The organism is Halomicrobium urmianum (genome assembly GCF_020217425.1).
Taxonomy (GTDB): Archaea; Halobacteriota; Halobacteria; order Halobacteriales; family Haloarculaceae; genus Halomicrobium; species Halomicrobium urmianum.
In genome coordinates, this window is record NZ_CP084090.1 from 1,215,979 (window position 1) to 1,233,653 (window position 17,675).

Consider the following 17,675-nt stretch of genomic DNA (forward strand, 5'->3'; position numbering starts at 1 on the left):
CGTTCCGCTGGAAAAGCGCGTCGTCACGGGGCGACCGTTCACTCCCCGCTCACGCGCTCCCGCTCGACCTCGTCGAACAGCGCGCTCACCGTTCGCTCTATCTCGTCGCGGATCTCCCGCACCCGGTCGGGATCCTGCCCGTCGGGGTCGTCCAGCGCCCAGTCGCGGACGTCGACCGCGTCGTCAACGCCGCCGACGTCGAGCGTCGAGCAGCCCATCGTGGCGACGTAGTCGCAGGCGCGGAGCTCCCCGTTAGTGATCGCGCGCGGCGTCCGGTCGGAGAGGTCGAACTCCGCGTCTGCCATCGCGTCGACCACCTCCTCGTGGACGTGATCGGCCGGGTCCGTCCCGCCCGTGAGAATCTCGACGTCGTCGGCGAGCCCCCGGCGGTCGCGCTCGCGCTCGGCGAACGCGGTCGACATCTGCGAGCGGCCGGCGTTCTGGACGCACACGAAGGCGATGCGAATCGGATCGGTGTCGTCGGTGTCGGTGGACATGGTTCAGTCGTCGGTAGGCAGGTCGGTCGCGGTCGCGTCGGCGCTCGCCGCCGCGTCGCCGCCCCAGTCGAACCGCCGCTGGAAGTACAGCGCCACGTTCACCAGCGCCAGGAGGACGGGAACCTCGATGAGCGGGCCGACGACGGTCGCGAACGCGACGCCGGAGCCGACGCCGAACACCGCGACCGCCACGGCGATGGCCAGCTCGAAGTTGTTCGACGCCGCGGTGAAGCCGATGGCCGTCGTCGTCGAGTAGTCCGCCCCGATGCCCCGTCCCATCCCGAAGCTCACCAGAAACATGACCACGAAGTAGATGGTCAGCGGCACGGCGATCAGCAGGACGTCGCCCGGCGACGCGACGATAGTCTCGCCCTGCGTGGCGAACATCACGATCACCGTGAATAGCAGTGCGACCAGCGTCAGCGGATCGATCGTCGGGATAAACTCCTCGTCGTACCACTCCTCGCCCTTCACGCGCGTTCCGACGTAGCGGGTCAGGAATCCGCCGGCGAAGGGGATGCCGAGGAAGACGACGATCGCCTCGAACACCTGCATCGGCGTCACGTCGAACGTCGTGATGCCCGCGACGAGCGACTCCATCCCCAGAAGCGGCGGCAGGAACAGGGCGAAGAACCAGACGTACACCCCGTAGGTGACGATCTGGAAGAGACTGTTGAACGCGACGAGGCCGGTGACGTACTCCGTCGACCCCTCCGCCAGTTCGTTCCACACCAGCACCATCGCGATACAGCGGGCCATCCCGATGAACACCAGTCCCAGGAAGTACTCGGGACGCGCCGGCAGGCCGGGCACGAGGCCGCCGAAGAACACGACTGCCAGCCCGAACATCAGCGTCGGGCCGAGCAGCCAGTTCTGGACCAGGCTCAGTCCGAGCACTCGCCAGTTGCTGAACACCGCCCGCAGCCGGGAGTAGTCGGCCTTCGCCAGCGGCGGGTACATCATCAGGATCAACCCGACCTCGACGAGGTGGAGGTCCCCGATCGGCTGCGTCACCGACGGCGCGACGAAGCCGAGGCCGACGCCGATCGCCATCGCGCCGAAGATCCAGACGGTGAGGTACTTGTCGAGGAAGTCCATCGACCGCGGGTCTCCGCAGTCCGGGCAGCTGCAGTCCGGGCCGTGCTCGCGGGCGACCTCACTCATCGACGCTCACGCTCCCCTCGAGGACCGTCACGAGCGCCACCGCGCGGTTGGTCGCGCGGTACTTCTTCCAACGGCCGTCCTTCCGGTCCTCGACCAGCCCCGCGTCGACGAGCGCCGAGAGCGCGTGACTCAGCCCGCTCTCGCTGACGTCGACGACGGCCTGTAGCTCGCAGACGCACAGCTCCTCGCCGGCCGCCACGAGGACGCGCACGAGCGTGTAGCGCGTCTCGTTGGCCAGTGCCGAGAGCACGTCCAGCTCGGCGGACACCCGCTCCGCCCCGAGCGCCGCCTCCAGCGCCCCCAGTTCGTCGAGGCGCTCCTCGACGTCCCCGCTCCGGCATTCGCCGAGCTCGTCTTCCAGGTATCGCCGTAGCCGCTCCGTCGACTGTGCCATCGCCAGATGGTTGAATGAAATCTCAAGTAGTTCTTTCGAATTTCGCCTGAGAAAAGACATTAGAATCGAATAGAGCGCCAATGCGCGCCTCCCCGGAACAATTGAGATGAAGAGGAATTAAATCGAATCGGACCTGAGAACCGTAGTCTGCATCCGGTCGGAGTGAGTGTCTCGGCGTAGTAGGACCCGTCGCCTCGCTCTCTTGTGGTCTGCTTCAGCTCCGTCACCAGCGACAGCACGGCGAGTCGGCCGCGGAGATGAAACTCCGCGGCGGTCGTTCGCTGAGGAGTAGCGGGAGGTAGATTTGAACCGGAGGAAGACTCGCTGACGCTCGTCTTCCAGGGTTCAAATCCACGATCAGCGACAGCACGGCGAGTCGGCCGCGGAGATGAAACTCCGTGGCGGTCGTTCGCTGAAGAGTAGCGGGAGGTAGATTTGAACTACCGATCTCCGGGTCATGAGCCCAGCGGAATCTCCAGGCTATCCTATCCCGCTATCATGCAGTCGTGGCTCGGTCCCTTTACACCTTCCGTACTCGACGCAGTCTGCCAATCGTGACCGTGGTAGTCATTGTCACCCGAAATCCGCTGCCGGCACGGGCACGAACCTGTTCACCGGTCGATTTTTGCCGAGGGCCCGACAAGTGTCAAACGCATGGGGTTCGGAAGTTACGACGAATCCGAGCAGCAGAACCAGAAGGTCGACGTCAGTGACGACGAGGACGGGGTATCTGTCCACGAAAGCGACCACGACGGCGAGGTCACCTTCGAGGTCGACGCCTCGACAGACGACCTGCTCGACAAGCTGCAGGACATCCGGGACGAAGACGCGTCCTGACCGGCGCGCGTCGCCATTTTGCGTTCTCTCTGTGATCCACTGACTCCGCGCCGTTCGGCCGCTGCGACTCCCAGGGCTCGAATCCCGCTCGCATCGCTCCTCACGTCCGTTCGTCGCAGATGCGAGGGATGGGATTCGAACCCATGGACCCCTACGGGAGCGGGTCTTAAGCCCACCGCCTTTGGCCAGGCTCGGCTACCCTCGCGCGTCCTCGAATCGGTCGTCGGTCCGGTTGTTGCTTTCGGTCCGCAGTCGACTCTGTGTACCCCCTCAACAGGGAATCGACAGGCGCTGTAGTAGAAAGTGAACGCACTGACACACTCGAGGGGCACTCGTGATGCCCTTCGACGTGTAAATAGTTTCAGTTGCTACTATAGAAGGAATCGTCTAACGCGAGGTACGGGACCGAGCGAACGCGGAGCGTTCTCGAAGGTCTAGCGCCGCGTCGTCAGGCGAGGGAGCGAACCCATGGACTACCGGAAGACGCACTCGTTCGCTCGCTGTGCTCGCTCACGAGGACCCTGCGGGAGCGGGTCCCAAGCCCACCGCCTTCGGCCGGGCTCGGCTCCCCTCGCACAGCGGGGACTCTGCAGTCGTGCGGTTTGTGGCTTTCAGTCCTCACTCCCCGACCGACACGCGGTCCTCTGGGACGAACTTCGAGCGGTCGGCGTGGGCGAACTCGGCGACGGGCGTGCGGTCGAGTTTCTGGAGCCGGGTGTAGAACGCGGGGTCGTCGGCCGCGGCCGCGAACGCGTTGCCGGCGTTCCGGAGCTCGTACGTGCTGGCGACGAGCAGCGCCGGTCCCCCGGACTCGAAGTACTCAACGACGAGGAACACGTTCTGGTCCACGGTGCGCCGGTAGACGTCGAAGCGGTCCAGCGAGTGCTCGGTCACGAGGCGCTCGGCGGTCTCGGCGTCGTCGCCCGGGACGACGAACTCGAGGCGGACGTCGCCGTCGTCCGTGGTCGTCAGGCCGGCGTCGCCGGCTGCGACGACGACCGCTTCGCGACCCTCCTCGCTGCGGCGCTGGGCCAGCGCCTCGGCCTCGTCGAGCGTTGCCTGCCAGGCCGACTTCGCCGCGTCGGCGCCGGCGGCGATCCGATCGGCGCGGTCCGGTCCGTCCTCGCCTGTCTCGACCATGGCGGTAGTTCGAGCGGGGCCCCGTAAAGCGTGGGGTCACCGGACGCCGAAGACGGTCTCCATGGCGAGGGAGACGCCCAGGACGAGCAGGCTCGCGACGAACAGCTTCACGGACGGCGAGAGGCGGTCGTCCGGAGGGACGAGACCGCCCGCGGCGGGCACGGCGCGGGCGAGCGCCGACTCGAAGGGCGTGGGCTCGCGGTAGCCCCGGGCGGAGACCCCCTCGTCCGGGTCGGGCGAGAGGGCGCGCCACATCGAGATCGAAGCGTAGCCGAACAGCGCGAAGCCGACGACGAAGAGAGTCACCTTCACGGGGATCCAGCCGCCGCCGGCCAGGAGGGCTGCGGCGCCGCCGAGCAGCGTCGCGACGGCGGTCACCGCGACGGCGTAGACGGCGGCGTCCAGCGCTGCGCCCGCGCGGTCATCCATCGTGGGTTTCGAAGCCGCGGTTGCGGAGCTTCTCGCCCGGGGGCGCGTGCTCCGGGTCGTGGAGGTGACAGAAGCTCACGCGCCCCTCGTCGACCTCGTAGTAGTCAGGCGTCTCGACGTCGCAGCGGCCGCCGAAGGCCTCCCGGAGGTACGCGCGGGCGGTGTCGGGATCGCCGTCGCTCAGGTAGTCTGCGGCCTGTTCGACGTGGCGGCGGACCTCCGGTGGAACGTCGACGTCGTCGAAGGTCTCCGCGACGAGGTCGTCGGCGTCGGCGAGGGCGGTCTCGAGCCCGAGTCGGTCTCTGACGCGGTCCCCGAGCGAGCGCTCGGCGCGGGACCGCTCGCGGACGGCGTCGCGGAACTCCCGGATTCGCTCCCAGACGGCCTCGCTGGCGTCGACGTCGTCGGGGCGGAGCCGGACGGGACAGCGGGTCGCGAACGGGCAGCCCTGCGGGGGGTCCCGGGGGCTCGGCGGCGACCCGGGGAGCGTGATCCGCTCGCTCTCGTCGGTCGGGTCGGGCTCCGGGATCGCCGACAGCAGCGCCCTGGTGTAGGGGTTGGCCGGGCTCTGGAACAGCTGCTCCGTGGGGCCGACCTCCATGAGGTTGCCGAGGTACATTACGCCGACGCGGTCGCAGATGTGGCGGACGACGCTCAGGTCGTGGGCGATGAACAGGTAGGTCAGCCCGAACTCGTCTTGAAGGTCCTCCAGCAGGTTGAGGATCTGGGCCTGGACGGAGACGTCCAGCGCGGAGACGGGCTCGTCGAGGACGACGAACTCCGGCTCCAGCGCCAGCGCCCGGGCGATGCCGATCCGCTGGCGCTGTCCCCCGGAGAACTGGTGGGGGTAGCGGTAGTAGTGCTCGGGCTGGAGGCCGACCTCGCCGAGCAGGTCCCGCACTTTCTCGCGGCGCTCTCTGGGCGTCCCCACGTCGTGGACGTCCAGCGGCTCCCGGACGATCTCGCCGACGGTCATCCGGTCGTTGAGGCTCGATTCGGGATCCTGGAACACCATCTGGGCGTTGCGCCGCCACTCGGTGAGGTCGTCGCCGCTCAGGTCGGTGACGTCCGTGCCGGCGAAGGAGATCCGCCCTCCGGTGGCGGTCTCGAGCTGGATCAGCGTCCGGCCCAGCGTCGTCTTGCCGCAGCCCGACTCGCCGACGAGGCCGAACGTCTCGCCACGGGCGATCTCGAAGCTGACGCCGTCGACGGCCTTGACCGGGTCGCCGCCGAACAGCCCGGTGTCCTCGTAGTACTTCCTGAGCCCCTCGACCTCGATCAGCGTCTCGCCGGTCCGGCGGCGGTCGGCGTCGACGACGGGCTCGCTCATTCGTCCTCACCCCCGGCCCGGCCGCCGGCGGCCGTCTCCTCGTCGATATCGGTCTCGCCGGGACGCGGTTCGTCGCCGATCTCCTCGTGGTGGCGGACGGCGTTCTCGGTAGTCATCTCCTCGGGGTACAGCAGGCACGCGGCGGTGTGGTCCCCGTCCTCGCCCACGTCGACGTGGGCGGGGTGGACGTGCTCGCAGGCGCCGAAGGCCTCGGGACAGCGCGGCGCGAACCGGCAGTAGGAGGCCGGTTCGGTCGGCGTCGGCACGTCGCCCTCGATGGTGGGGAGCCGGTCGGCGTCGGGGTTCCGGCCGGGGATGCTCCGGAGGAGCCCCCGCGTGTAGGGGTGTTTCGGGTCCGCGAAGATCGCCTCGACGGGTCCGCGCTCGATGATTTCGCCGGCGTACATGACGGCCACGCGGTCGGCCACCTCGGCGATGACGCCCATGTCGTGAGTGATGAACATGATCGCCACGTCCCGCTCTTCCTGGACCTCCTGCAGCAGTTCGAGGATCTGGGCCTGGATGGTGACGTCCAGCGCGGTCGTGGGCTCGTCGCAGATCAACAGCTCCGGCTCGCAGGCCAGCGCCATCGCGATGACGGCCCGCTGGCGCATGCCGCCAGAGAACTGGTGGGGATACTCGTCGATCCGGCGGGCGGCGTCGGGGATGCCGACCGCCCGCAGGAGTTCGATGGCCTCCTCCTTGGCCGCGGCACCGCTCAGGCCGCGGTGGAGTTCCAGCGCTTCGATGATCTGGTTACCGACGGTGTAGACGGGGTTCAGCGAACTGAGCGGGTCCTGGAACACCATGGCGATCCGGCCGCCGCGCACGGACCGGTACTGCTTCTCCGAGAGGTCGGTCAGTTCCTCGCCGTCCAGCCGGATCGACGAGCCGTCCAGCACCTTGCCGGGGGAGTCGACCAGCCCCATGATCGAGCGGGCGGTGACGCTCTTGCCCGACCCCGACTCGCCGACGATACCCAGCGTCTCGCCGGCCTCGATGTCGAAGGAGACGCCGTCGACGGCCCTGACGGTCTCGTCGCGGCCGCTAAAGGTCGTCCGGAGGTCGTCGACGGACAGCAGCGGATCGCCCCCCGAGTCGGCGGGCGCGCGCTCGCTACTCATCCGCCGCCACCTCCGGCGGCCGCGGCAGTACGTCCGCCCTCGGCGCCCTCGCTCTGGGGATCGATGGCGTCGCGGATCCCGTCGCCCAGGGCGTTGAAGCCCGTGACGACGAGCGTGATCATGATCCCCGGGATCAGCGAGATGTGCCAGGACTGGCTGGCGATGTAGGGCTGGCCCATGTCGATGGCGCGGCCCCACTCGGGCGTGGGAGCGGTGATTCCGAGGCCGAGGAAGGAGAGGGCGGCCACGGAGATGATGACCCCGCCCAGCGTCAGCGACGCGTAGATCAGGAGGTACCCCAGGATGTACGGCGCCATGTGCTTCCGCATGATGACTGAGGGTCGCTGCCCGTAGCTCTTGGCGGCGTCGATCCACTCCTGCTCGGCTACCTGCAGGGCGGGGCCGCGGACCGCGCGCCACAGCCCCGGCCAGCGGATCAGCGCGAACAGGAGGATGAAGAGGACGGCGCCGTTGTAGAGGCCGGCGATCCACGTGCCCCGGAACACGACCGAGGCGAGGATCAAAAGCAACAGTGCGGGCATCGCCTGGACGGAGTCGCTGGTGAGGATCACCGCGAGGTCGGTCACCCCCTTGTAGTAGGCGGTGATCAGCGCCAGGCCGGCGGCCAGGACGCCGGCCAGCGCCATCGACCCGACGCCGATGAACAGCGACACGCGGGCCCCGAACGCGAGGAAGGTGAACAGGTCCTTCCCGTTGGTCAGGGTCCCGGCGGGGTGGAAGCGTCCGAAGTCGTCGTAGCTCCACAGGCCGACGTTGCTGTCGCCGCCGCCCCGCGAGGCCGATCCGAGGTTGGCGTCGCCGACAGTGGTCGTCCTGACCTCGCCCGCGTCCTCGTCGAAGTACTGCAACTGGTGGGAGTAGGGGGCCTCGATGTTCTCCTCGTAGGTGGTCGGACTGGCCATCGGCGCGAACAGCGCCAGCACGAGGAAAGCGACCACGATCAGCAGACCGAACTGCCCCCAGTAGTGGGAGCGCAGGCGGTCGACCACGTCGTCGGTCGGCGTCCAGTCGGCCGCGCGGTAGTGCCGGCGGAAGAGGACGTAGCCGTACCACAGCCACCCCAGCGTCACTGCGGCGTAGGCGTACACCAGGACGAACCGGACGAGCCAGGCGTGCATCGGCTCCAGTCCGAGGAACGTGCCCTGCCACTGACCGCCGTCCCGGTAGCCCCGGTTGGGGATCAGGTCGCGGCTCAGCAGGTGGGGGAGCTCGTCGAAGAACGCGGACGCGCCCGCCGCGGCGTCGGCCCCGGGATCGCCGGGGATCGCTCCGAGCGCGCCGCTGGCGGCGCTGAGAAGTCCCTCGAGGTAGAACGGCGCCTCGACGAGCACGAGCAGCGCCAGGCCGGCGAGCCACACGAGCGCCGGTCCGGGCTCGGCACCGATGCGGTCTCTGAGCGGTCTGTCCGCCTCGTCGTCGGATCGCGGTTTGCTCTCCGTCATGTGCCTTCGTACCCCACGCGCGGGTCGATGATCGTGTAGGCGATGTCTTGGACGATGTTCAGGCCGACGATCAGCAGGATGAACAGGTACATCAGCGTCCCCACCAGCGGGAGGTCGCCCTGGACGGAGGCCTGGAAGAACAGGCGACCGATCCCGTTGATCGCGAAGACCGTCTCGACGAGGACCGAGCCCCCGACGAGGATGAACGCCTCGGCCGTGATCACCGGGACCAGCGGGATCAGCGCGTTCCGGAAGACGTGCTTCCAGACGAGCACGCGCGGCGGGACGCCCTTGGCCTTCGCGGTCTCGACGTACTTCTCGTTGATCGTCTCGAGGATGGCCGTCCGGCCGATGCGCATCTCGGTCCCCATCGACGCCGACCCCAGCACGAGCGCGGCCGGCAGGATCTGTTTCGTCGCCGCCAGCACGTTCGTCCAGGCGGCCCGCGGGTCGGTTATCAACCGCGACGGCCTGGTGAAGACGCCCAGGTTCGGCGACGTGACCACGTTGGTCTCGACCAGGAAGGCCTGCCAGCTGAAGCCGAACAGCTGCTGGGACTGCGAGAGGACCGTCACGAGGATGACCGCCAGCCAGAAGTTCGGCATGGCGCGCCAGACGATGCCGCCGAAGGAGGCGGTGTAGTCCGAGAGCGTGTTCGGGTGCAGGCCCGCGTAGAAGCCCAGCGGGATGCCGATCAGCAGCGCGATCAGGATCGACCAGAAGCCGAGCCAGATGGTCCGGGGGGCGTAGGAGGCGATCAGCTCGACGGCCGGCGTCCCCGAGCTGATCACCCACGACTGGCCGAGATCGAACGTGAAGAGGTTGCCCATGAACTGGAAGTACTGCTCCCAGAGGGGCTCGTTGAGTCCGAGTCGGCGTTCGATCCGCTGGACGGCCAGCGGGTCGGGGTCCTGCCCGAGGATGGCGTCTGCCGGGCTGAGCGGTCCGAGCCGGATGATGGCGAACGTGATCGTCGTGCCGAATATCACGACGGGGATGGACATGAGCAGCCGCTTGAGCAGATACGTGAGCCGGCTCATGGATAGTCTAGCCGTGGTACTGACGTGAATAGTGGCATGCTTTCGTTGTTGTGATCGATTCGGGCGCCGTCCGCCGGAAAGCGGCGGGACGGGATCGCCGCGGCGTTACTCCCGCTCGCCGACCGAGACGGTGTTCATCATCTGGCGGCTCGGCCCCATGCCGCCGAACGGCGTGACGTCGACGTGGTCGTACCAGAACACCTCGCTGAGCTGGTGGTAGACGGGCAGCATAGCGACGTCCTCCCAGTTGGCGTTCTCGATCTGGACGTACGCCTCGTCGCGGGCGCTCCCGTCCTCGTCGGTCGGCGCCGAGTTGTCGAGCACCGTCTGGTAGGCCTGCGCGGCCTGCTCGGCGGCGTCGCCCGTCTCGGAGTTCCAGTTGAGATACGCCACGGGGAAGTCCATACTGGTGTCGGTCTGCGGCGGGTTCAGCAGCTGGAGGAAGTTGTCCGGGGCGGGCCAGTCGGCGACCCAGCCGAGCGAGTACATCTGTAGCTCGCCGTTGCGGCCCCGCTCCAGCAGCGTGTTGAGCGGCGCCTGGTTGACCTCCAGGTCGACGTAGGCGCTCTGGAGCTGGTCGCGGAGGATGCTGGCGGTCTCGCTCCAGACCTCGGACTCGTAGATGGTCAGCTCCACGCTGGCGCGCTCGCCGTCGCCGTAGCCGGCCTCCTCCATCACGGAGCGGGCCTGGTCCATTTGGGACTGTTCGTACCCGTAGGGATACTCGTTCTCGGCGCGACTGCGGTAGTTCTCGGCCCCGCCGGGGAAGATCGACGGCGGCGTGAAGTTGTAGGCGGGCTCGCCCCGCTGCTTGAAGATCTGTTCGACGATGGTGTGCTGGTTCAGCGCGTAGGCGACCGCCTGGCGGATCGGCTTCTCGACCCGGTCCATGTTGAACCCGAGGTAGTAGACGCCGATGTCGGCGACGCCGGAGTAGTTCATCGTCGCGCCGTTGCGCACCTCGCCGTAGGTCCCGATCTGGCGCCCCTGGTCGTCCTCCTCCTCGACGGAGACCTTCGAGGGATCGTACTGGGCGGTGGGGAAGTTCTCGGCGACGTCCGCGTTGCGGTTCATCAGGTAGTTGTACCGGGCGGTGTCGTCCTCGATGACCGCCCAGTGGACGCCGTCGACGTTCGGCCCCTCGCCGTAGTAGTCGCCGAAGGCGGCCACGCGGGCCTCGGTGCCGGACTCCCAGTCGTCGAACTCGAAGGGGCCGTTCCCGATCGGGTTCGAACTGGAGAACTCGTCCTGCTCCATCTCGCCGTCGTACCCCTCGACGTCGCCGAGGGTCCCCTCCGGGATCGGGGAGAACGCGGTGTAGGCGAGCATCTCCAGGGTGGCGTGGAACGGTTCGGACAGCTCGATGCGCAGCGTCGAGTCGTCGACGGCCTCGACGCCCAGCGTCCCGGGCTCGTAGACCTCCTCCTCCTCGCCGTCGACCGTCTCCGTCGTCGTCTCGTGGGTGACGCCCATCGAGTCGAGGATGAAGTACGCCCGGCTGGAGTTCTCCGAGGCGGCCAGCCGCTCGAAGGCGTAGGCGAAGTCCGAGGCCGTGACGTCGTCACCGTTGTGGAAGGTGGCGTCCTCGAGCTGGAACTCATAGGTGAGGAAGTCGTCGGACACCGAGTAGTCCGCGGCCTGTAGCGCCTCGACCGTCGGCAGGCCGTCGGGGTAGTTCATCAGCGGATCGAACATCTGCTGGATCAGGATCCCCGACGAGGTGTCCGTCGCCTCGATGGGGTCCAGCGTCGTGATGGTCCCCGAGAGGACGCGCCAGAGGTCGCCCTCCTGTTTCAGCTCCGTCGAGACGTCCCCGGAGCCGGTCTCCGTACCGCCGGTCTGGTTACCGCCGGTCCCGTCATCGCCGCCGTCGCCAGAACAGCCAGCGAGCGCGGCCGCCGCCGCGGCGCTACCTGTCGCCTTCAGAAAATTCCGCCGTTCGATCGATCGGTCGGATGACATAGCCACGTATACGGACCCCAACATATAGTGGTTTGTGTTATTTTAGCCCGTTTAACCGCTAAATGCTGGAAGAAAGGTAGGATGAATGTTTAGCGTGTGTGTGATCAGACCGGCCATTATCCGAATGTATCGGCTAACGATGACGTCCGTGCGCGACTCTCGCCACCGCACCCGGCTCTCACCAGTCGACCGAGAGGGTCCCGTCGCCCTCGGGGTCGGGCGCGATCTCCTCGTCCGTCCGGCGGTCGACGACGTGGATGACTCCGCGGTCCTTCTTCGCGGGACAGACCTCCGCGGCGCGGATTTCGTCGTCGACCTGCTCCTCGCCGACGAAGTAGGCCTTCGGCGCCGCGATGCCGGTGTCCAGGCTCAGTTCCCAGTTGTCGGAGACCTCCGCGCACTTGCCCGCGCCGATGCACTTGTTGGCCTCGAAGATAATCTTGTAGGGCTTGTCCTCGACGGGCGGGGCGTCGGTCTCACCGACGTCGCTCGGGTCGACGGGTTCGTCGTGGTCGCTCATAGCCGTCACTCGGTAGCGGGGGCAGTTAAGCCCGCCTTTTTCCGCAGAAACTCCGGGGCTATCCCAGGCGGCGGGTGAGCAGCGCAGCGGCGGCCAGCGCTGCCGCGCCCAGCAGGCCGGCGGCGAACATCCAGCCGTCGGGGCCGTCCGACTGGGTCCCGAGCGCCGGCGTCGCCGTCGTACCATCGTCGGACGCGTCCGTCGCGTTCGCGTCCCCGGCGTCGGTCGTCGCCGGTCCGGTCGTCCCGCCGTCGAGCACTCCGGGCCGGAGCAGGCGGTCGGCCCGGTCCGAACTGGTCAGGTACTCGTAGCACTGCTCCTGGCGCTCCACGTCGATGCCCTGGCTCCCGGTCATCTCGACGGTGCCCGTGGCGCCCGCCTCCCGCATCGTCGGGCCGCTGGACTCGTCGCCGGTGCCGACCCGCTCGGCGTCGTACGGCTGCCAGGGGCCGTACGTCTCCCAGACGACCTCGCCGGACGGCGTCACCTCCAGCAGGCGGTGGCCGCGTCGGTCGGAGACCAGCGTGTGGCCGTTCGGCAGGCGGTCGGCGTCCCGCGGGTCGTCCAGTTGCCCGCCCTCGAGGGTCCACGTGCGGACCCACTCGTCGTTCACGCGGGTCGCGTTCGCACCGAGGTCGACATCGGCGCCCGCCTCGATGCGGGCGTACTCGACGACGCGGTCGTTGCGGCTGTCGGCGACGATGACGGTCGGCGTCCCGTTCTCGCCCTCGAAGTAGTCGGGGTTGTGCTGCTCGAAGAGGACGTCGCGGTCGCCGTCCTCGCCGAGCATCCACGCGATCTCCTTGGTCTCGCGGTCGATGGCGACGACCTGGTCGAAGTTCCGGATCGAGGCCATGATCAGACCGCCACCGATCCGCTCGACGTCGTTGACGTGGGTCCAGTCGTCGGCGTAGGGACCGCCGCCCTCACGCGGGAAGGCCTCCGAGTGCTCGTCGAAGCGGTACTCCCAGGTGATCTCCTCCCGCGTGAGGTTGTAGATCAGCACCCGGTTGCGCTCGTCGCCCTTGTCGACGAGGTACAGTTCGTCGCCGTGGAGGTCGGCGTCGTGGCCGTCCTCGACGTTCTCGAAGCGGCGCTCAGAGACGTGTTCGCCGGTCGCGGGGTCGATCTCGGTCACGACGGTGATGCCGGGCTCGGTGCTCGCCATCAGCAGGTTCCCGTTCGGCAGCACGTCGACGTCGTAGGCCCACCGGCCGCCGTGGGCCGTGACGTCGTGGACGCCGATGATCGAGCCGTTCGGGGCGATGCCGGTCAGCAGCGCCGTGGTGTAGTTCGACCCCCGCGCCCCCTGGAGCGAGAGCAGCGTGGCGTTGTCGGGTCGCTCGCGGATCGTCCCGACGCAGGCGTTCGAGGCGTCGGTCTGGAGTGCCGGTCCGGAAGCGGCCGCCGACGAGGCGACTCCCTGGTCGGCCGTCGCGGTGGCCGCCGCCGGTGCGAACCCGGCGGTGACCGTGACGACGGCGAGGAGGCCCGTGACTGCGCGCGTCGCGTCCATGGGACGGCGTTCGTGCAGGGGGTCAAAAAGCCCCCGTCATTCGATTAGCGGCTGGTGCCGACGGCGGCGCCCAGGCGGCGGACCGCCGGCCCGTGGAAGTAGAGGCTCACCGCGACCGCGACGGCCCCGCCGGCCGCCAGGAAGTAGTACATCGACTGGACGCCGACCAGGTCCATCAGGCCGCCGGCCCCCAGTTGCCCGAGCGCCCGGCCGGTCCCGATGCCGAAGGAGAATAGGAGCGTCTGCGCCGTCGAGGACAGCTCCGGCGGCGCGAACTCGTGGGCGAAGTTGACCACGGCGAGGTAGAACAGCGCCAGTCCGACGCCGAGGAAGGGCTGGACCGCGAGGATGGCCGTCGGCGTCGCGACGGCGGCGTAGACGAAGTAGACCCCGATGTAGACGACGGCCCCGAGCGTCAGCTTCGTCGGGTTCGACAGCCCGATCCGCGCCATCGAGAGGAAGACGGCCGCCTCGGCGACGGTCTTGAGCATCCAGGCGGTCCCCGTCAGCCCGTCGGAGGAGCCGATGGCGCGCACGTACACCGAGAAGTACGCGCTGCCGGCCGAGCTGATGCCGCCGATCACCGTCGCGACGATCAGGAGGACGAGGAAGCGTCGGTCGGTCAGCAGGCCGACGGCGTCGCGCTGCAGGTCCGGCGTGAGGTCGGCGTCCGGTTCCGGCACGCCGACGACGATGGCCACGAAGACCACCATCCCCGCTGCGTACACGTAGAAGATCAGGTCCGTCGGGAGCCGGTCGAGCGCCCAGCCGATGCCGAGGACGCCGATGCCGAACGCGATCGAGCCGAACGCGCGCACCTGGCCGTAGTTCAGCCCGCCCGACAGTACCATCGAATTGGCGATGGGCATGATCGGGGACCGGACCGCTGCCAGCAGCGCCGTCGCGACCGCGAGCAGGAGGAACGGCTCCGGGAACCCGCCCGCGAACGGGTACGCCAGGACGATCACGCCCGAGGCGGCGGCCGCAACCAGCAGCACCCGCTTCCCCGCGGCGTATCGGTCGGCGACGACACCCCAGATCGGCTGGGCGATCATGCCCGCGACGACCAGCACCGCCCCAAGCAACCCCATCTGGCCGCCCGTCAGCCCGAGTTCCTCGAAGTAGACGTTCCGGAAGGCGATGAAGCCGTTCGCGGAGGCGTAGAAGACGAAGTAGAGAAGCTGATACTGGCGCTTGTCGGAGAGCACGTCACCGTCTGCCGCGCCGACCCTCTTCAAAGTACGGATTCGTTACTACAGGCGTTGTAAAAAATTCGACCCTGGGGCATCGCGGCGGGCTGACGGGCCCGGCGCGCTGCTCTATACAGAAATTGAAGCTATTTACACACCGAAGGGATCCCGGGGTGCCCTTCGCGTATGTCAGTGCTTTGAACTTCTACTCTAGTCGTGGACCTCGACGGACTCGATCTCGATGGGCGTCGTCGGGCGGTCGTGCATGTCCGTGTCGGCGCTGCCGATCTCTTCGACGACGTCCATGCCGTCGACGACCTCGCCGAAGACGGCGTGCTTGTCGTCGAGGTGGGGCGTCTCGTCCAGCGTGATGAAGAACTGCGAGCCGTTCGTGTCGGGGCCGCGGTTGGCCATCGACACCGTGCCGGCCGAGTCGTGGCGCAGGTCCTCGTGGAACTCGTCCTCGAAGGTGTAGCCGGGGCCGCCGCGGCCGGTGCCCTCGGGGTCGCCGGTCTGGATCATGAAGTCCTCGATGACGCGGTGGAACTCCACGCCGTCGTAGATGGGGTCGACCCGCTTCTCGCCCGTCTCGGGGTCCTCCCAGGCGCCCTCGCCCGGACCGATCTCCGCGTCGTCGTAGTCCTCGGCCTCGGTGGCGTGGTCGACGAACGCCTCGACGGTGCGCGGTGCGCGCTCGTCGAACAGTTCGATCTCGATGTCGCCCTTCGTCGTGTGGATCGTCGCGGTCAGGTCACTCATGGAATCTGAGACGCCACGGGCCGGCAAAACGCTGGCGGTGCCGCGCCGGGGTTGAAGTACGGAGACGGAACGAGGCCCGGGCGTGACGTGACGGCCGCCGCAGACCGGTTCGCGGGAGCGCGCCACGCCGGTCCGCGGGCAGTCCGTGGCGCCTGCTCGCTACTCCGCGCCGGCGGTTCCGGTGTCACCCGCCAGGAAGCCCGACAGCGCCCCGTTCACCCGATCGACCGCGTCGATGTGGATCCAGTGGCCGGCGTCCTCGAATCGCTCGACGCGCAGCTCGGGCACCCACCGCTCTACGCCGCGGGTCAGCGACGTCGCCAGCGCCAGGTCCCGCTCGCCCCACAGCAGCAGCGTCGGGACGTCGACGCGCCAGTCCGGCCAGCCGTCGAACGGGGCGATCGCGCCCTGTCTCGCTCGACGGCGAGCGAGTGCCCGGTAGTAGTTGACCGGCCCCGCCAGGCCGCTACGGCGGAACGCCGCGCGGTAGCGCTCGAGGTCCGCGTCGGTGAACGCGTCCGGGCGCACCGTCCCCTCGCGGAACATCTCGTCGAAGGCGGCGAAGTCGTCCCGCGAGATGCCCCACTCAGGGAGCCGAGGGACCTGGAAGGCGAGGACGTACCAGGACTTCCGGAGCTGCTCCCACGTCGTCAGGTCGCGCAGGTACGCGCCGGGGTGCGGGGCGTTCATGACGGCGAGGCGGTCCACCGCGTCGGGCCGGTCGATGCCGACCTGCCAGGCGACGAGGCCGCCCCAGTCGTGGCCCACGACGTGCGCTCGTTCGCGGCCGACGTGTTCGATCAGTCCCGCCACGTCGCCGACGAGTTCGTCCAGATCGTAGGCTGCGACGCCGTCGGGCGCCTCCGAGCGGTTGTACCCGCGCATGTCCGGCGCGAGGACGCGGTAGCCCGCGTCGACCAGTGCCGGAATCTGGCAGCGCCAGGAGTACCAGAACTCCGGGAAGCCGTGGAGCAGGACGACGAGGTCGCCGTCCTCCGGCCCGGCGGTCACGTAGTGCAGGCTGACGCCGTCGACGCGGGCGCGGTGGTGTTCGACGCGGTCGTCGACCGTCCGTTCGCCGCCCGCCTCGGTGCTCCCCGCGTCGTCTCCGGTGCCGGGACCAGGGCTGGCGTGGCTGTCGGCCATACGCCGCGTTCGAACGGACGGGAGAAGTGCGTTGGGCGGGCCGGTCGTCGCTCCTCAGAACGCCCGCAGGTCCTCGAGGACGGCGGCGGCGCTGCCGTCGTCGATGGCGGCGCGGGCCTCGTCGAGGCCGTCCTCGATGGACGCGACGTCCTCGCGGGCGTAGATCCGCAGCGCGGCGTTGAGCGCGACGGCGTCGGCGAAGCCGTCCTCGCGCTCGCCGGCCACTACTTCCTCGGTGATGGCGGCGGAGTCGGCCGCGACGTCGTCGACTTCCAGGTCCTCGCTCTCTACGTCCATCCCGTAGTCCGCCGTCCCGATCTCGTAGTCGAGGATGCCCTCTTCGTCGGCCGCCTCGTCGTCGCTGGGCCACTCGGCGACGACCGTCGATCCGGGACGAACGTCGTCGTACCCCTCCATGCCCTGGAAGAACAGCGCCCGACTCGCTGGGTTGGTCTCGCTCCGTGTCAGCGTCCGGACCATCCGCTTGGCGAACGCGAGGTGGTAGAAGCTCCCCAGGTGGACGTCGGCGTCGGCCGGGTTCGCCAGCGTCTCGACCGTGTTGACGAACGTCCGGACGCCCATCGCGTCGCGACGGTCGTACAGGTCGGCGACCCCGGGGTTGAACTCGGGCTGGTAGTAGAAGCCGAAGCCGGCGTCGTCGACCATGTCGGCGCTCTCGCCGGGCGACAGCTCCGTCCGGACGCCGAGCTCGTCGAGGACGTGCTTGTAGGCGTCCTGCTTCTGGGTGGGGACGCGGTCGCCGCTGTGGACGACGACGGGGGTGCCCGCCGCGGCCGCGACGACGCCGGCGGCGACGCCCAGGATGGCGCTGTCGCCCTTGCCGTCGTAGTTGGCCCCGCAGTCGACGGGGTCGGCACTCGGGACGCCCGTCTCGACGCTCTCCTCGCGCATCACGTCGACGAACGCCGCCAGCTCCTCGGGCGAGTTGCGCTTCCAGCGGTTGGCGAGCCAGAAGGCACCCAGCGTCGTCTCGTCCGGTTCCGCGTCGAGGATGCGCTGGAACGCCTCGCGGGCCTGCCCGCGGTCCATGTCGTCGGCCGACTTGTGCCCCGATCCGACGACCTCGGTCATCAGCCGCTTGAGCGGCCACTCCCCGTACTCGCGGGTAGTCTGAGCCATACGCGAACGTCCGTTCGGCCGGGC

Annotated in this window: 17 protein-coding genes and 3 tRNA genes; 1 reads left to right on the forward strand and 19 read right to left on the reverse strand. The window is 68.7% G+C overall.

Annotated features, from left to right (window positions below; translation table 11 throughout):
• Positions 1-38: 38 nt before the first annotated feature.
• The 4 genes from LCY71_RS05785 to LCY71_RS05800 all read right to left on the reverse strand — a co-directional run bounded on the left by LCY71_RS05785 (position 39) and on the right by LCY71_RS05800 (position 2,550).
• Positions 39-497: a low molecular weight phosphatase family protein gene (locus LCY71_RS05785; RefSeq protein WP_225335414.1), complete on the reverse strand. Its 459-nt coding sequence runs from the start codon at positions 495-497 to the stop codon at positions 39-41.
• Between the two features lie 3 nt (positions 498-500).
• The gene (arsB, locus tag LCY71_RS05790) at positions 501-1,661 is read right to left on the reverse strand and encodes an ACR3 family arsenite efflux transporter (protein WP_308444692.1); all 1,161 of its coding nucleotides are present in this window, start codon (positions 1,659-1,661) and stop codon (positions 501-503) included.
• A complete protein-coding gene (locus LCY71_RS05795; RefSeq protein ID WP_225335415.1) occupies positions 1,654-2,055 on the reverse strand; it encodes an ArsR/SmtB family transcription factor in 402 nt (133 codons plus the stop codon). Before LCY71_RS05795 ends, arsB begins: the two co-directional genes overlap by 8 nt.
• A 420-nt stretch (positions 2,056-2,475) precedes the next feature.
• A tRNA-Met gene (locus LCY71_RS05800) sits at positions 2,476-2,550 on the reverse strand.
• A 159-nt stretch (positions 2,551-2,709) separates the two neighbouring features.
• Here LCY71_RS05800 and LCY71_RS05805 point away from each other — a divergent pair.
• Positions 2,710-2,892 (forward strand): DUF5786 family protein, encoded by a 183-nt coding sequence (locus tag LCY71_RS05805; protein ID WP_225335416.1) that lies wholly within the window; start codon positions 2,710-2,712, stop codon positions 2,890-2,892.
• Positions 2,893-3,012: 120 nt separating this feature from the next.
• Here the strand turns inward: LCY71_RS05805 and LCY71_RS05810 are convergent.
• The 15 genes from LCY71_RS05810 to LCY71_RS05880 form a co-directional block, all read right to left on the reverse strand.
• Positions 3,013-3,097 (reverse strand) — tRNA-Leu (locus tag LCY71_RS05810).
• A gap of 246 nt (positions 3,098-3,343) precedes the next feature.
• Positions 3,344-3,467, reverse strand: a tRNA-Pro gene (locus LCY71_RS05815).
• Between the two features lie 43 nt (positions 3,468-3,510).
• Complete coding sequence (locus LCY71_RS05820; protein WP_225335417.1) at positions 3,511-4,032, reverse strand: DUF7529 family protein; 522 nt, start codon at positions 4,030-4,032, stop codon at positions 3,511-3,513.
• A 36-nt stretch (positions 4,033-4,068) separates the two neighbouring features.
• A complete protein-coding gene (locus tag LCY71_RS05825; RefSeq protein WP_225335418.1) occupies positions 4,069-4,461 on the reverse strand; it encodes a DUF7555 family protein in 393 nt (130 codons plus the stop codon).
• Positions 4,454-5,791 carry an ABC transporter ATP-binding protein gene (locus LCY71_RS05830; RefSeq protein ID WP_225335419.1) on the reverse strand — a complete coding sequence of 446 codons (1,338 nt, stop codon included), beginning with the start codon at positions 5,789-5,791 and terminating at the stop codon, positions 4,454-4,456. Before LCY71_RS05830 ends, LCY71_RS05825 begins: the two co-directional genes overlap by 8 nt.
• Positions 5,788-6,915 carry an ABC transporter ATP-binding protein gene (locus LCY71_RS05835; RefSeq protein ID WP_225335420.1) on the reverse strand — a complete coding sequence of 376 codons (1,128 nt, stop codon included), beginning with the start codon at positions 6,913-6,915 and terminating at the stop codon, positions 5,788-5,790. Before LCY71_RS05835 ends, LCY71_RS05830 begins: the two co-directional genes overlap by 4 nt.
• The gene (locus tag LCY71_RS05840; protein WP_225335421.1) at positions 6,912-8,378 is read right to left on the reverse strand and encodes an ABC transporter permease; all 1,467 of its coding nucleotides are present in this window, start codon (positions 8,376-8,378) and stop codon (positions 6,912-6,914) included. Before LCY71_RS05840 ends, LCY71_RS05835 begins: the two co-directional genes overlap by 4 nt.
• Positions 8,375-9,418: an ABC transporter permease gene (locus tag LCY71_RS05845; protein ID WP_225335422.1), complete on the reverse strand. Its 1,044-nt coding sequence runs from the start codon at positions 9,416-9,418 to the stop codon at positions 8,375-8,377. Before LCY71_RS05845 ends, LCY71_RS05840 begins: the two co-directional genes overlap by 4 nt.
• Positions 9,419-9,523: 105 nt before the next feature.
• On the reverse strand, positions 9,524-11,380 hold the full coding sequence (locus LCY71_RS05850; protein WP_225335423.1) for an ABC transporter substrate-binding protein: 1,857 nt from the start codon (positions 11,378-11,380) through the stop codon (positions 9,524-9,526).
• Between the two features lie 178 nt (positions 11,381-11,558).
• The gene (locus LCY71_RS05855) at positions 11,559-11,900 is read right to left on the reverse strand and encodes a ferredoxin (protein WP_225335424.1); all 342 of its coding nucleotides are present in this window, start codon (positions 11,898-11,900) and stop codon (positions 11,559-11,561) included.
• Positions 11,901-11,958: 58 nt separating this feature from the next.
• Positions 11,959-13,416 (reverse strand): aryl-sulfate sulfotransferase, encoded by a 1,458-nt coding sequence (locus LCY71_RS05860; RefSeq protein WP_225335425.1) that lies wholly within the window; start codon positions 13,414-13,416, stop codon positions 11,959-11,961.
• Between the two features lie 44 nt (positions 13,417-13,460).
• Positions 13,461-14,624 (reverse strand): MFS transporter, encoded by a 1,164-nt coding sequence (locus LCY71_RS05865; protein ID WP_225335426.1) that lies wholly within the window; start codon positions 14,622-14,624, stop codon positions 13,461-13,463.
• Positions 14,625-14,816: 192 nt separating this feature from the next.
• The gene (locus tag LCY71_RS05870) at positions 14,817-15,365 is read right to left on the reverse strand and encodes a peptidylprolyl isomerase (protein WP_225335427.1); all 549 of its coding nucleotides are present in this window, start codon (positions 15,363-15,365) and stop codon (positions 14,817-14,819) included.
• Positions 15,366-15,524: 159 nt separating this feature from the next.
• Positions 15,525-16,511 carry an alpha/beta fold hydrolase gene (locus LCY71_RS05875; RefSeq protein ID WP_225335428.1) on the reverse strand — a complete coding sequence of 329 codons (987 nt, stop codon included), beginning with the start codon at positions 16,509-16,511 and terminating at the stop codon, positions 15,525-15,527.
• A 54-nt stretch (positions 16,512-16,565) separates the two neighbouring features.
• Complete coding sequence (locus LCY71_RS05880; RefSeq protein ID WP_225335429.1) at positions 16,566-17,651, reverse strand: anthranilate phosphoribosyltransferase; 1,086 nt, start codon at positions 17,649-17,651, stop codon at positions 16,566-16,568.
• Positions 17,652-17,675: the final 24 nt, after the last annotated feature.

Bases quoted from the DNA above. Each gene is read 5' to 3' on its own strand.
- arsB (WP_308444692.1), bottom strand. From the start codon at position 1,661: ATGAGTGAGGTCGCCCGCGAGCACGGCCCGGACTGCAGCTGCCCGGAC.
- LCY71_RS05825 (WP_225335418.1), bottom strand. From the start codon at position 4,461: ATGGATGACCGCGCGGGCGCAGCGCTGGACGCCGCCGTCTACGCCGTC.
- LCY71_RS05840 (WP_225335421.1), bottom strand. From the start codon at position 8,378: ATGACGGAGAGCAAACCGCGATCCGACGACGAGGCGGACAGACCGCTC.
- LCY71_RS05880 (WP_225335429.1), bottom strand. From the start codon at position 17,651: ATGGCTCAGACTACCCGCGAGTACGGGGAGTGGCCGCTCAAGCGGCTG.
- LCY71_RS05835 (WP_225335420.1), bottom strand. From the start codon at position 6,915: ATGAGTAGCGAGCGCGCGCCCGCCGACTCGGGGGGCGATCCGCTGCTG.
- LCY71_RS05845 (WP_225335422.1), bottom strand. From the start codon at position 9,418: ATGAGCCGGCTCACGTATCTGCTCAAGCGGCTGCTCATGTCCATCCCC.
- LCY71_RS05855 (WP_225335424.1), bottom strand. From the start codon at position 11,900: ATGAGCGACCACGACGAACCCGTCGACCCGAGCGACGTCGGTGAGACC.
- LCY71_RS05850 (WP_225335423.1), bottom strand. From the start codon at position 11,380: ATGTCATCCGACCGATCGATCGAACGGCGGAATTTTCTGAAGGCGACA.
- LCY71_RS05820 (WP_225335417.1), bottom strand. From the start codon at position 4,032: ATGGTCGAGACAGGCGAGGACGGACCGGACCGCGCCGATCGGATCGCC.
- LCY71_RS05805 (WP_225335416.1), top strand. From the start codon at position 2,710: ATGGGGTTCGGAAGTTACGACGAATCCGAGCAGCAGAACCAGAAGGTC.
- LCY71_RS05795 (WP_225335415.1), bottom strand. From the start codon at position 2,055: ATGGCACAGTCGACGGAGCGGCTACGGCGATACCTGGAAGACGAGCTC.
- LCY71_RS05870 (WP_225335427.1), bottom strand. From the start codon at position 15,365: ATGAGTGACCTGACCGCGACGATCCACACGACGAAGGGCGACATCGAG.
- LCY71_RS05875 (WP_225335428.1), bottom strand. From the start codon at position 16,511: ATGGCCGACAGCCACGCCAGCCCTGGTCCCGGCACCGGAGACGACGCG.
- LCY71_RS05860 (WP_225335425.1), bottom strand. From the start codon at position 13,416: ATGGACGCGACGCGCGCAGTCACGGGCCTCCTCGCCGTCGTCACGGTC.
- LCY71_RS05830 (WP_225335419.1), bottom strand. From the start codon at position 5,791: ATGAGCGAGCCCGTCGTCGACGCCGACCGCCGCCGGACCGGCGAGACG.
- LCY71_RS05785 (WP_225335414.1), bottom strand. From the start codon at position 497: ATGTCCACCGACACCGACGACACCGATCCGATTCGCATCGCCTTCGTG.